The sequence below is a fragment of the Paenibacillus sp. N3/727 genome, assembly GCF_022637315.1.
In the GTDB taxonomy this organism is placed as follows: Bacteria; Bacillota; Bacilli; order Paenibacillales; family Paenibacillaceae; genus Paenibacillus_AQ; species Paenibacillus_AQ uliginis.
Genome location: NZ_CP093336.1, coordinates 4,174,798 through 4,187,320, shown reverse-complemented (window position 1 = coordinate 4,187,320; position 12,523 = coordinate 4,174,798). Strand labels below are relative to the sequence as shown.

Annotated in this window: 13 protein-coding genes; 10 read left to right on the top strand and 3 right to left on the bottom strand. The window is 45.8% G+C overall.

The annotated features are described in order from the left end of the window. Positions 1-46 precede the first annotated feature (46 nt). The gene (locus MNQ98_RS19240; protein ID WP_241929704.1) at positions 47-577 is read left to right on the top strand and encodes a hypothetical protein; all 531 of its coding nucleotides are present in this window, start codon (positions 47-49) and stop codon (positions 575-577) included. 75 nt (positions 578-652) lie between these two features. On the opposite strand, the gene MNQ98_RS19235 is transcribed toward MNQ98_RS19240, so the two are convergent. After that, entirely contained in the window at positions 653-1,165 is a 513-nt protein-coding gene (locus MNQ98_RS19235) for a MogA/MoaB family molybdenum cofactor biosynthesis protein (RefSeq protein WP_241933977.1), read from the bottom strand. Between the two features lie 123 nt (positions 1,166-1,288). Between MNQ98_RS19235 and MNQ98_RS19230 the strand changes: the two genes are divergently transcribed. The 9 genes from MNQ98_RS19230 (at position 1,289) to MNQ98_RS19190 (ending at position 8,503) form a co-directional block, all read left to right on the top strand. After that, the gene (locus MNQ98_RS19230; RefSeq protein ID WP_241929703.1) at positions 1,289-2,299 is read left to right on the top strand and encodes a CobW family GTP-binding protein; all 1,011 of its coding nucleotides are present in this window, start codon (positions 1,289-1,291) and stop codon (positions 2,297-2,299) included. 75 nt (positions 2,300-2,374) lie between these two features. Then, positions 2,375-2,713 carry a four-helix bundle copper-binding protein gene (locus MNQ98_RS19225; RefSeq protein WP_241929702.1) on the top strand — a complete coding sequence of 113 codons (339 nt, stop codon included), beginning with the start codon at positions 2,375-2,377 and terminating at the stop codon, positions 2,711-2,713. Positions 2,714-2,979: 266 nt separating this feature from the next. Further along, positions 2,980-4,893 (top strand): OPT family oligopeptide transporter, encoded by a 1,914-nt coding sequence (locus MNQ98_RS19220; protein ID WP_241929701.1) that lies wholly within the window; start codon positions 2,980-2,982, stop codon positions 4,891-4,893. Positions 4,894-4,898: 5 nt separating this feature from the next. Further along, positions 4,899-5,264 carry a PqqD family protein gene (locus MNQ98_RS19215; RefSeq protein ID WP_241929700.1) on the top strand — a complete coding sequence of 122 codons (366 nt, stop codon included), beginning with the start codon at positions 4,899-4,901 and terminating at the stop codon, positions 5,262-5,264. Positions 5,265-5,339: 75 nt separating this feature from the next. Beyond that, positions 5,340-6,239 carry an ABC transporter ATP-binding protein gene (locus tag MNQ98_RS19210; protein ID WP_241929699.1) on the top strand — a complete coding sequence of 300 codons (900 nt, stop codon included), beginning with the start codon at positions 5,340-5,342 and terminating at the stop codon, positions 6,237-6,239. Then, positions 6,236-6,523, top strand: coding sequence for a hypothetical protein (locus MNQ98_RS19205; protein ID WP_241929698.1), 288 nt, complete (start codon positions 6,236-6,238; stop codon positions 6,521-6,523). The genes MNQ98_RS19210 and MNQ98_RS19205 overlap by 4 nt, the downstream gene beginning before the upstream one ends. Before the next feature lie 50 nt (positions 6,524-6,573). Beyond that, complete coding sequence (locus MNQ98_RS19200; RefSeq protein ID WP_241929697.1) at positions 6,574-6,969, top strand: hypothetical protein; 396 nt, start codon at positions 6,574-6,576, stop codon at positions 6,967-6,969. A gap of 75 nt (positions 6,970-7,044) precedes the next feature. Next, entirely contained in the window at positions 7,045-7,521 is a 477-nt protein-coding gene (locus MNQ98_RS19195; protein ID WP_241929696.1) for a hypothetical protein, read from the top strand. Between the two features lie 61 nt (positions 7,522-7,582). Next, positions 7,583-8,503, top strand: a complete 921-nt coding sequence (locus MNQ98_RS19190; protein ID WP_241929695.1) for an S-layer homology domain-containing protein — start codon at positions 7,583-7,585, stop codon at positions 8,501-8,503. Between the two features lie 89 nt (positions 8,504-8,592). On the opposite strand, the gene MNQ98_RS19185 is transcribed toward MNQ98_RS19190, so the two are convergent. Both MNQ98_RS19185 and MNQ98_RS19180 read right to left on the bottom strand, forming a co-directional pair. Further along, positions 8,593-10,698: an ABC transporter ATP-binding protein gene (locus MNQ98_RS19185; RefSeq protein ID WP_241929694.1), complete on the bottom strand. Its 2,106-nt coding sequence runs from the start codon at positions 10,696-10,698 to the stop codon at positions 8,593-8,595. Beyond that, positions 10,699-12,456, bottom strand: coding sequence for an ABC transporter ATP-binding protein (locus tag MNQ98_RS19180; RefSeq protein ID WP_241929693.1), 1,758 nt, complete (start codon positions 12,454-12,456; stop codon positions 10,699-10,701). Positions 12,457-12,523 lie beyond the last annotated feature (67 nt).

Sequence of the window (12,523 nt, the reverse complement as noted above, 5' to 3'; positions counted from 1 at the left end):
TAAGACGTCATGCAGGCTTTGCGTGACTGGAAAGGATGGATGAAGCTTGGTGAATCGATGGGCGATAGGGCTGCTTTCATTTTCTTTGCTGGCTGTAATCATGGGATGTACGAGAGATGCAGCCAAAGAAGAAATGAAGAAATATAACATGCAAGCGTATCAGGAAGGGAATAAAGAGGCAAAAACGGAAGGATCCGGACTTAACGGGCAGTTTCTGAATACGATGAAGGATTTATTTAAGGACCATAATATTCGTCTGACAAATGACACGTATGCAGAAGATGACGCTGGAAACATGTCGTACCTATACCGAATGAATGGTGACTCTAGCCAGTTAATTACAGTGCACATCTTTACAGATGAACAGGCAAGAATTAATGGCATTAAAGAATTATATGGTGCTGGCGGACTGAACGAAACCGGAACAATGGATAATATGATTTTCGCGCAACGTGAGGCCGCGCTGGTATATACATCAGCAGGAAAAAAGAAAGACCAATACACGGAGCAAGTGAAAAAAGTAGCTGCTGACGTGCTTAACCAACTGCCACGTCGATCCAATGACAAACCCAAATGAATACGCTGAAATAAAGGCGGGCAACTGAGGTTAACCAGTGCTCGCCTTTTTACTGTCTATTCGGAGCTTAGCTTTTTATCGCTGCTTGTTCATTTCTCGTACGACATGCCGAAGCTCTGGCAGAAGGATTCGCTCCATCGCAAGCCGGACAGCTCCACGTGAACCAGGCATGGAAAAGACAGCTGTGTTACCGACTGTTCCGCCGATGGCGCGGCTCAGGATCGCGGCAGCCCCGATCTCTTCATAGCTTAAATAGCGGAAAATCTCGCCAAACCCACTCAATTCTTTGTCGAGCAAGGATGACACCGCCTCATAAGTACTATCACGGTTGGAGATTCCTGTTCCCCCGGTTAATAGAAGAGCCTCAACGGTCGGATTGCTGGAGGCCTCATAGATCAACTCACGTATAGCATCATAGTCATCCTTCACAATGATATGTTTAACTACGCTATAACCGGCTTCTTCAAGGGAAGTTTTTATCAATTGCCCGCTCTCGTCAGTTTCGGGCGTTCTTGTATCGGATACCGTAACAATCATGCACGAAATGGTCTCAGGCGATTGCAGCCGATGTTCATCAACAGAGTTCATCATGTATACAACTCCAATCTTTTAAACTTTTGATTTTCGTTAAGTCTACCCGCTTCCTTGCTGACAGAAGCTTAAGTGTAGTACACTCGCTAACATAGAGCATTGCAGAAAGGACGATTACATATGAAAAACGGAGTTACACCCATATATATATTATCAGGTTTTTTAGGCAGTGGTAAAACAACCCTGTTAACGAGGATGATAGCATACTGGAAACAGCAGGGATTAAAGCCTGCCATCGTGATGAATGAGATCGGCGAAGTAAATATAGATGGAATGATTGCTGGAGAGGATGTACCAACCGCAGAAATGCTAAGTGGCTGTATATGCTGTTCAATCCGAGCTGACCTGTCTTCAGAGATTGCAATGCTGATTCAAAACGAGAAGCCTGATGTCATCGTCATTGAGGCTACAGGGGCAGCCAATCCTATGGAAATTCTGGATGCAGTCGCTGAAGCATCACTGTATATCAACATTGATGTTAAAAATTTGATCACCGTAGTGGATTCCGCACATCTTCTTCACTTGCATGAAGTGCAGAAAGGGAAGACATACCGTTTGATGCAAGAGCAGATTCGTTGTGCTTCAACATTGATCCTAAACAAAATAGATCGGATTAACGAAGAAGAACAGCAGGAGGCGGCCCGGATTGTACGAGGGTGGAACGCTGTTGCATCCATGATTCCTGCCGTACGCTGTGATGTAAACCCGGATGTACTTCTCGAGGAAGTATCGGTTATCGCAAAAGATCGAAATTCTGATAATCGAACAGATACTGAAGTCACTGAGAAACATCACGCCCCTGATAACGAGCACAATCACGACCATACACATGATCACGTTATGTCATTTACCTATTATTTTAAGGGACCCGTCAATAGCAATGATTTTGAAGCTCTTGTAGCCGGTCTTCCGAGAGAAATATATCGTGCCAAGGGGATCTTAACATTTAACGATACGGCCAGCAGGTTCCTTTTCCAATATGCATATCGAGAATCCGATTTCATGAAAATCAATCCTCAAGGTCAACTGTCTGATGTGGTCGTGTTTATCGGTGAGCATTTCAGTAAGACATGGATTAAAGAACAATTAGTTGAGTTGGAAGCAAAAGCGATCTCACAGGAATCAAGATAGAAGTGATTGGTTCAGCCAGCAGCCAAATAGTTCACTACAATGACAGAGCGAAATCGTGCCTAGGAGGTATACGTAATGAATAACGAACTACAATATAAAGATTGTATTGAAGCTTGTCTCCAAACCATGAATGCATGTAATGTGTGCTACGTCTCCTGTCTAAAAGAATATGATATTGCCATGCTGCGTGATTGTATTACTCTAACCCGGGAATGTGCGGACATCTGTTCTTTTGCAGCTGAGGCTATGACCCGAATGAGCCCATATGTTACTGATATTTGTGCTCTTTGCATTAAGATGTGCGAGTCTTGCGCGGATGAATGTGAGAAACAAATGCAGGATTACTGCAAACATTGTGCAGAAGTTTGCCGAAAATGTGCTCAGATATGCCGTGGAATGTGTTACGTTGCTTAAATAACCATATAATATCATTGATGCCATTTCGGCATTCTACTCATTGGGCTGTTTTTAAGAAAAATGAATTACATACGTTACCGTTCTTTAGCGAAGGTGTTCGCTATTGAGCGGTTTTTTTTATGTTGATATAAGCAATGATGGACTGAATTAGACTGATTTCTTACGAAAATCCGGTTTGAAAATGGAGTGAAAGGGACAATATAAGGATGCTTTTCTAACCAGTTCCATACACATTTTTTTCAACGAAGAGAGGAGATAACGGGATGCAAGATTCAAAAGGAAATAGCACCCCTTCAGCATTTGTCCCATACGTACCCGCTTCAAAATCAATGGCCGAGCTGACTGCTTTTGCGATCGTGTTGGGGATCGTTCTAGCCGTCGTGTTTGCAGCAGCGAATGCCTATCTGGGATTAAAAATCGGCTTGACCGTTAGCGCGTCCATTCCGGCTGCCGTCATCTCTCTTGGTGTGTTAAGAGGGATTTTCCGTCGCAAGTCGATTCTTGAGAACAATATCGTACAGACCATGACTACTGCGGGTGAAGCAGTTGCTGCTGGCGCTATTTTCACTTTACCGGCTCTGTATATGTGGGGTCATATCCCTTCCATGGCGACCATCAGCTTTATTGTTCTCGTTGGTGGGTTCCTTGGCGTAGCCATGATGGTTCCTCTGCGCAGATTACTCATCGTAAATGAGCATGCTACTCTCCCTTATCCGGAGGGAACGGCTTGTGCTGAAGTGTTGATGTCCGGGGATACCGGAGGAAAAAGCGCAAAAATGGTTGTGTACGGCTTCTTGATTGGTGGCGCGGTAAAAGCGATGGGTGATGGATTTAAATGGTTTCGAACCGAAATCGAAAGTACCATTTTCCGATTTAAAAATGCGGTAGTGGGCATGGATATATTCCCGGCTTTGCTAGGGGTCGGGTATATTATCGGACCACGGATTGCCGGACAGATGCTCGCTGGGGGTGTTCTTGCGTGGTTGGTCATCATCCCAGTCATCGGATTTATCGGCGCTGGCAGCAATGCTGTCGTAATCCCGTCGGCTAGTCCGATTGGCGAATTAGATGCATGGGGAATCTGGAGTGATTATATCCGTTATATCGGTGCAGGGGCAGTAGCAGCAGGCGGATTGATAACGCTTGTAAAGACGCTTCCTATGCTGTTCAGTTCACTTGCGGCGACACTGCGAGGTTTACAAAATAAAAACAGCGGCAAAGTGACGCTAGATCGTACCAATCATGACATTCCAGGCATATGGGTATTCTCTATGATCGCTGTGCTGATTGTCATCATCGCATTTGCTCCATTAACCGATGTGGGGATTGTGGGCGCTTTAGCTATTGCCATCTTTGGGTTTCTGTTTGTGACGGTAGCTTCACGTATCGTCGGACTTGTAGGTAGTTCGTCTTCTCCGGTATCGGGCATGACGATTGCAACACTGCTTGTCGTAACCTTTGTGTTCAAAGTGACAGGTATGACAGGTATGAGTGGTATGATTGCTTCTTTGACTGTTGGGGCCATTGTGTGTGTCGCACTTGCAGTATCTGGTGATATTTCACAGGATCTAAAGACCGGTTATTTGGTTGGCGGTACACCATGGAAGCAGCAGGTTGCTATGATGATCGGCGTACTCGTTTCAGGTCTTGTGATTGGCTTTATTTTGTCGGTGCTGAATGAAAGTTATGGATTGGGATCAGAGGACCTTCCGGCACCGAAAGCAGTACTGATGCGGATTATTGTCGAAGGGATTATGGCAGGTAATCTTCCCTGGGAACTGATATTTATAGGGGCGGCATCAGCCATAGTCTTCGAATTGCTCGGTCTGAACTCATTGACGGTTGCTGTCGGCATCTATCTGCCCATCCATGTGAGTACACCAATTATGACAGGTGGTGTTGTCCGGTGGTTCATTGAGAAGATTTCACGTAAAGACGGAGAAATGCTGAAGGCAAGAGTAGAAACAGGGACATTGCTGGCTTCCGGTCTTATTGCTGGAGAGTCGCTGATTGGTGTCATTATTGCTGTGCTAATCTGGATGAATGTGGATATTCCTGGCAGCATATTGATCGAAAACAACTGGCTACCGTTCCTAATATTCCTGCTTGTTACAATAATCTTGACTTGGAGTACTTTAGCCAGTAAGAAATCACCTGTATCCCATAGTCAGGAGTGAGTCTATTGGGTATAAATCGAAACAAAAAACACAAAGAAGTTCAGAACCTGCTCAGTATGGTACCTTTACTTAAAGATGGTTTGACTATGGATAAACGCAACGGGAATATGATTGTTTTTGTTCCACGTCAGTCCTGGGTCGAACGCCAAGCCGTTCGATTTCTAAAGCAACCGGCTGTTATTCAGGTGAGGCTTGATGATTTGGGGGCAGCGGTGACTACGATGTGCGATGGAAATCACTCCGTATCCGATATTGCTGCTGCAATCCAAGCCGAATTCGGGGATGACGCAGAACCTCTTTTGCCCCGCCTAGTCAAATTTATCGAACTTATGGAAGTAAACAACTGGCTCGAATGGAGTTCGGGGCAATGATTGACGAGGTATTGTATCTGTCTGGAATAAAAAGGTACAATAAGCTAAAAAGACGATTTAGGAGTAATAGGATCTATGGAGGAATTAATTGTATTAGACAAGGTCAGTAAATTGTTTGGTAGGCATGAGGCGATACGGGATGTTTCCTGGCGCATAAGCCGCGGAGAATGTGTTGCGGTTACCGGTAGCAATGGAGCGGGGAAGAGTACTCTTCTGCACCTGATTGCAGGTCTTGCGGTTCCTTCTCGCGGAAAGAGAATTGTAAGTGTGAGCAGCCTGCGAATTGGATACGTGCCCGAGCGTTTCCCAGGTCTGCGCTTTTCCCCTGAAGAATATTTGGTTCATGCGGCAAGGATTCAAGGAATGAGCAGACAGGAAGCACTTCGCAATGTAGAAGGTGTCTTGTCTTTGTTCCAAATGCAACAACATGCCAAGCGAAGGATGAATCAATTCTCTAAAGGAATGCTGCAAAAGGTGAACCTCATGCAGGCCATGTTGGGTACACCTGACTTGTTAATGTTAGATGAGCCGCTGTCCGGTTTGGACGAGCCTTCACAGCATGATATGATCACGGTTCTGGGTGAAATCAAAAATCAAGGGACCGCTATAGTGATGTCAGTACACGAACCGCTGCTGACCGCAGCACTGGCTGATAGAGTTGTTGTCATGAAGCAAGGGTTGATTATACGTGATGCATTTTATGAAAATGGTGAAGTGGCAGCAGGAACAAAATTGGCTTTCTATGGCATTTCACCTGAGGCAATGCGGAATCTGGAGATGATGAACGGTTTCTTGTACTGGATATCGAGAGGATCTCCGTTTGAAGCCGTGGTTAAAAAAGAAAGTTCGGATGATTTTTTACTATATGTGCTTAGCGCAGGCGGTTCCGTGATATCGCTGCAGCCATTGCCTGAGGAACAGGCTAAACGGCTGGAGTATACACCTCCCGCTTTAAGAGAGGTGGTGGAGGGATGATCAGCTGGCCACTGCTTCGATATTTGCTGGCGAGTTATACTCGATCAAATCGTTATTTTCCACCGATCGCTTTCATGATTATATCCGTATTGATTTTGTATTCCTATAAGCCAAACCCGGTGATGGACAGTTATGCAGTGACGTCTTCTTTGCTGTTTATCGGCTGCTCTTGGTTAGGCACAAATTTTCTCAATCACGATCAAGGCCGACAGAATGTTCTGCTTATTTTACATACCGGAAGTGCGAAGTATTTTATGCTACGCAGTATGCTGTACTTGTTCTGATATGCAGTATCATTAGCACTGCAACAGTTGTCTATCCGATGGTGACAGGTATGTTTGATGAGCCGGTAGGCTGGTCACGTTTCGTGATTGCTCTTATGGCTCATATTTCACTTTCAGGGCTTGGAGCGGCAGTTGCACTATTTTTTCAGTCCGGGTGGATCGAGAATCAGGGAAGAGCAGCAGGGCTAATGTTAATTCTAATTGTGCTGTCTATCGCAGGACTTTCGCTTGCCGATTCGCTGCCGACTAGTATCAGTATTCTCGTATATTTACTTCCTCCGGCATCGCCGATGATTGATATGCTGATGCATTCGGATCAGCGCGGGATAGCCCGTAGCGCATACACGCTTCTTTTTTCATTCGGATATACAGCTGTACTGCTCATAATTTATCTTAAAGCCGCTCTAGCGAAGGATGCTGCGGAATTAATTAGAAAAGCAGGTTGATAGAGGATGAATCTTCCTTTACGATAAAGAGTAGGAAAGGTGAACACGAAAAAGCAGCCTATTTAACAGGAGGAAATGATGAAACAGACACGACTGCTGGACAGTGACCACTCCAAAGAGCTGTTTGCCTATTTCGGATTGGCGGTATACTACTCTCAGGCCTTGGAGCAGCAGTTGGCGAACCTGCTGATGCTTATCAAGCTGTCGAAGGGTAAGGTACCTTCGGAAGAGGACATTACACAATTGTATCAACGTAAACTGAGCAGCTCCTTAGGTCAGCTGGTTCAGGAAATACAGCATTACTTCCCTTTTTCTGAAGAAGAAACTCTACAGCTGAAAGAAGTATGGAAACAGCGTAATCATATCGTTCATGACTATTTTAAAGAACGGATTCACGAAACATTCAGTCCTGCCGGACGGTCGCGGATGATCCGGGAGCTAACGGCCTTTAAAGATCAAGCCCAGGCTCTGGAACAGAAGCTACAGGGCTACTCCAGAGAAATGTATGTCAAACTAGGATTAGAAGCGGATAAAGAAGGCCCCCTGTTTTAATTGTATTTTTATGAAACAATTTCCATGAACCTTGCGTCAGAGATTATAGGAGGTGTAAGTTATGACAAAAACTACAAAAATAATATCAGCTTTACTCATCACATCTTCGCTTCTTGGCGCAGGGGCTGCCTCAGCATCGACGTTCTCAGATATCGAGGATAGTGGAAACCAAGCTATTGTGAAATCTCTGCAGGATAAAGGGATCATTCAGGGCATAACCGCTGATAAGTTTGCTCCACAAAAAACGATTACGTCAGCACAGGCTGTTCAAATGGTCGTAAAGGCCACAGGACTTAAAGAGTTACCGAATTTCAGCGGAAAGTCATTCAGCAGCGTTCCGGACGGCGCATGGTATGCGGATGCCGTTAGTATTGCCGCCCAGCACGGTCTACCGATTTCGGCTGATACGAAGTGGAACGAGCCGATGGCCCGTGAGGATTTTGCAAATCTGCTCGCTACTGCGGTTCAGAAGACGGGGAACTATCCTGTTATTATGATGTACATCAATATTGCGGACGAAAGTCAGATGAAAGAAGAGAACCGCGGTGCTGTGCAATTTTTGCTTCTGACCAAAATTGCTGAGCTGGATAAGGGAGACAAGTTTCAGCCGCAACAGAAATTAACTCGTATGGAAGCGGCCAAGTTAACTCATGCAGCAATGCAGTTTATTAAAGATCATAAGCAGGATAACCTCGGTAAGGTAGAGCAGGATGGAGACGATATTTCGACTCAAATTGTCAAAGTCAACGATAAGGTGAATAAAGTTGTCATTACAAAAGACAATCTTCCTAATCCAGGTTACGGAATTGCTGTTACATCGATTGATTTTATAAGTGATAAGCAGGCGATTGTCTACTATAGGGTAGTTCAGCCGGATCCGGGCAAAATGTACCCACAGGTTATTTCTAAATCATCGGCAGAAGTTTATGTGTCATCACAATACGACATCAAGGTTAAAGGAGTGTCGATGAGGAATCTTTGATTCGTACACGTAGCGCCTTACAACAGGCAAAGGGGGTGTCCCAGGTCAATGGACCTTTGGGACACCCCCTTTTTCTTTTTCAATACGTATTAAGCATTTCCGGTTGCAAGGTTTACAGCTGTGCCTGCAGCGACTGCTTCTTTGTCGTCTTTGGGCTGCTGCACAGATCCTTGCTGAAGCTGGTACATTTTATAGTAACGGCCGCGAAGCTCCATGAGATCATCATGCGAACCTTTCTCAACAATTTCTCCCCGGTGGAGGACGAGAATCTGATCCGCGCTACGGATGGTAGACAGGCGGTGAGCGATGATGAATGTGGTGCGTCCTTTCTTGAGAACTTCAAGAGCATCTTGAATCAGTGCTTCTGTTTCTGTATCGATATTGGCTGTCGCTTCATCCAGGATAAGAATTGCCGGATTAAATGCTAAGGCACGTGCGAAGGAGATCAGCTGCCGCTGCCCAGCGGAAAGCGTGCTGCCTTTTTCGATGACAGGTTCATCAAAGCCCTGCGGAAGGTGTGCAAGCAGTCTATCCGCTCCAACATCACTCAGCGCCTTGTTGACCTGTTCACGGGTGATTTCTGCATCTCCAAGACTTACGTTGGAAGCGATCGTGCCTGTGAACAAATACGGGTCTTGCAGAACGATCCCCATATGCTGACGAAGCCACTGCTTCGGAATGTCGGTAACAGGCTGACCGTCAATGGTAATGGTCCCTTTCTGGGGATCGTAGAAACGGAACAGCAGGTTGATGATGGAGCTTTTGCCTGATCCCGTATGTCCTACGAGGGCAACCGTCTGTCCCTGTTTTGCTTCGAAAGAAATATCCTTCAGAACATAGTCTTTTTTATAGGCAAAAGACACATTCTTGAACTCCACATTGCCCAAATAGCGGGGCATAGAGCCGTCGGTTACCTGTTCGCCCGTTTCATCCATCAGTTCAAACACCCGTTTCGCGGATACAATGGATGAATCCAATGCAGCGAGCTGATTGACCATACCCGTAATAGGCTGGAACATCCGGCCCATGAGATCCACGAAGGCATACAGCACACCGATGGAGACGATGCCTGTGCCATCCAGAGAAGCTGCTCCGAAATACCACAGGATGACAACAAGCGAAATATTGCGAAGTACATTCACCAGGTTGTGAGTTGTTAGCGAGTTCAGATTCAGCATCTTGTTCTGATGAGCCATATAATCTTCGTTTAAAGCTTCAAACTCTTCCTGAGTCGCTTTTTGGCGGCGGAAAACACGTATAATCGGCATTCCTTGAATGGATTCGTTGATGATGGCGTTGATCTCACTTAAGCGAGATCGGATAATAACATTGTACTTTGTTGCAAATTTACGATAGAGCACTGTCCATATGATAAGCATTGGAATGACGAATAAGCTGATCAGTCCAAGCTTCACGTCCAGGAGGAACAGGGCAATGTAAACCCCAGTGATATAAATGGTGCCAGACGCGAAGTTCGAGAGTACGGCAACAAAAAGATCTTTGACCGCTTCCGTGTCGTTGGTTACCCGTGAAACAACCTTTCCTGCCGGAAGGTTATCAAAGAAATGTACGGGCAGCCGCTGAATATGGGCGTACACATCGGTACGAAGCTTTTGAATGACACGGTTGGCGGAAGACTGCAGCCAATAGGTTTTGGCAAACACCGTAATCATGGATACAAGTATGGCGATCAGAAATAGTCCCACCAGCTTGTAAATGTCAGGTAACTCCGGCTCATAAAATGCGAACAATTCGGAGGTGGACAGCTTGCCAGCTGGGTACTGAGCGCTTTCATTCCCATAAGTTATCGTCATTGTTCCGTCACGAAATGTACGTTCACCTTCCGCGCGAACAACTTGTTCATTAATGAAATAAAAGCTTTTTCCGGCTTGAAGAATACGAACTTCCTGGCCCTGAGACTCACCCTCCTTGAAGCGATCCCCCCGTTTATAGTACTTGCCGTTATAGGAGGCAGCCTGTTCGGCGCTCGTTGTTTCGTAATAGGGTTTCTCAATGCCTAAGACATGATTGTCGATCATGTTCTTGGCGATGAAAGGACCAGCGAGTTCAGCCGCCACACCAATGGCAAGCATGATCAATGCGGCAATAAAAGTTCCTTTAGCAGTTAATGCATACCTGAAAAGCCTTTTGGCAATTCCAGATTCATTCGATATCGTTTGATCGGTCGGAGTCAATTAAGACACCTCCTCAGAGGTCAGATTGTTTTCGACTTGCTGGCGTTCAAATTGCTCACGGTACCAACCATTCATTGCCAGCAGCTGTTCGTGAGTACCCTGCTCAGTAATGCGTCCATCATCAAGCACAACGATCCAATCGGCATGCTGGACAGCGGATAAGCGGTGGGTAGATATTAAGGTTGTTTTTCCTGCGCGTTTGCAGCGAATATTCTCGATAATTCTTGCCTCTGTCCGGGCATCAACCGCGGAGAGAGCATCGTCCAGAATTAATATATCCGGGTCAGAAATGAAAGCTCGCGCTAGTGACACGCGCTGCTTCTGACCGCCGGAAAGAGCAACGCCTTTTTCACCGACAAGAGTGTCAAGACCCTCAGAGAGAGTATTTAGATCCCGGTCAAAAGCTGCTGTTGAAATGGCATCCATAATCACGTCGTCTGAGGCATCTTTTTTACCGAATTGAATGTTTTGTCTTACCGTTTTCGAAAAAAGGATTTGCTCTTGGGGAACATAACCAATCCAGCTGTGAAGACGGTCCTTGGACAGCATTTCAATAGGTGCGCCGGAGATGAGAATTTCTCCCGATCCGGTAGGATATTCGTGCAATAGCTGTTTCAGAAGTGTTGATTTGCCGCTGCCGGTACGTCCGACAACTCCGAGTGTCTGGCCTTTCTGGAGCGTAAGTGAAACATCACTCAGATTATCGACTGTTGAGGTCGGATACCGGAACGTTACTTCTTTAAGCTCGATCGAATCCGGCGAGACGATATCAACTGGTTCTGCAGGATCTACAACATCAGCTGGCACGGATAGAGTGTCGTTCACACGATCCAACGAAGCGTTACCACGCTGCATGATATTAATGAGTTCTCCGATGGCGAACATGGGCCAGATCATCATCCCGAGGTACATGTTGAAGGATACGAGATCTCCTAAGGTGATTTGATTCTGGAATACCATATATACGCCATAAGCAAGGCCAATCACGTAACTTAAGCCAATGGAGAAGTTAATGGTAGGCTCGAATAGGGCATCTACCTTGGCGACAGCTAGGTTTTTGCGGTAAACATCATCTGTTATTTCCTGAAAACGTTGCTGATCCTCGCGTTCCTGCACATATGCACGAACAACACGGATGCCGGCTACGGATTCCAACACCTGATCGTTCATAACGCCAAAAGCATCCTGAGCGGCAGTGTAACGCTTGTGGATCGCCTTACCGTAGATAACCATGCCTACTGCGATAATAGGAAGTGGAAGAATGGCAGCTAGCGTCAGCTTCCAGCTGACGATGAATCCCATAGCGAAAAGAATGACAACGAGGTAGACCGTTGAATCGGTCATAACCAGCATGCCGAAACCAGCGGTTGCAGCAACGGAACGAAGGTCGTTTGTTGCTTTTGCCATCAGGTCTCCGGTACGGTTCTTTTCGAAGAATGGTGGAAGCATTCCGAGAAGATGGTTCATATAACGTGTGCGAAGCAGTCGTTCCACAAGGTTGGCACCGCCAAAAATACGGTGCATCCATATGTATGTACCGAGATAGATGACTGCAACGGTTCCCATAATCATCAGTAAATACTTGGCGAGAGATGCCCATGATATCGTGCTGGTTACGATATCATCGATGGCGTTGCCAAGCAGAAGCGGCGGTATCAGTTCAAGCAAGCCGCAAAAGATGAGAAAGAACAAACCAATCAGGTATCTTTTCTTCTCAAGCTTGAAAAACCATCCTAAATTTTTTAGTACAGCGAACAAAATAATCCCTTCCTTTCGTATGCCGGGTTGTAAATGAAGTTCTCTTGTTAAACCAAAAAAAGCATAT

Excerpts from the sequence above, each read along its gene's own strand:
- MNQ98_RS19220 (WP_241929701.1), top strand. The coding sequence starts at position 2,980 with ATGCAAGATTCAAAAGGAAATAGCACCCCTTCAGCATTTGTCCCATAC.
- MNQ98_RS19210 (WP_241929699.1), top strand. The coding sequence starts at position 5,340 with ATGGAGGAATTAATTGTATTAGACAAGGTCAGTAAATTGTTTGGTAGG.
- MNQ98_RS19235 (WP_241933977.1), bottom strand. The coding sequence starts at position 1,165 with ATGAACTCTGTTGATGAACATCGGCTGCAATCGCCTGAGACCATTTCG.
- MNQ98_RS19190 (WP_241929695.1), top strand. The coding sequence starts at position 7,583 with ATGACAAAAACTACAAAAATAATATCAGCTTTACTCATCACATCTTCG.
- MNQ98_RS19225 (WP_241929702.1), top strand. The coding sequence starts at position 2,375 with ATGAATAACGAACTACAATATAAAGATTGTATTGAAGCTTGTCTCCAA.
- MNQ98_RS19195 (WP_241929696.1), top strand. The coding sequence starts at position 7,045 with ATGATGAAACAGACACGACTGCTGGACAGTGACCACTCCAAAGAGCTG.
- MNQ98_RS19205 (WP_241929698.1), top strand. The coding sequence starts at position 6,236 with ATGATCAGCTGGCCACTGCTTCGATATTTGCTGGCGAGTTATACTCGA.
- MNQ98_RS19230 (WP_241929703.1), top strand. The coding sequence starts at position 1,289 with ATGAAAAACGGAGTTACACCCATATATATATTATCAGGTTTTTTAGGC.
- MNQ98_RS19200 (WP_241929697.1), top strand. The coding sequence starts at position 6,574 with ATGTTTGATGAGCCGGTAGGCTGGTCACGTTTCGTGATTGCTCTTATG.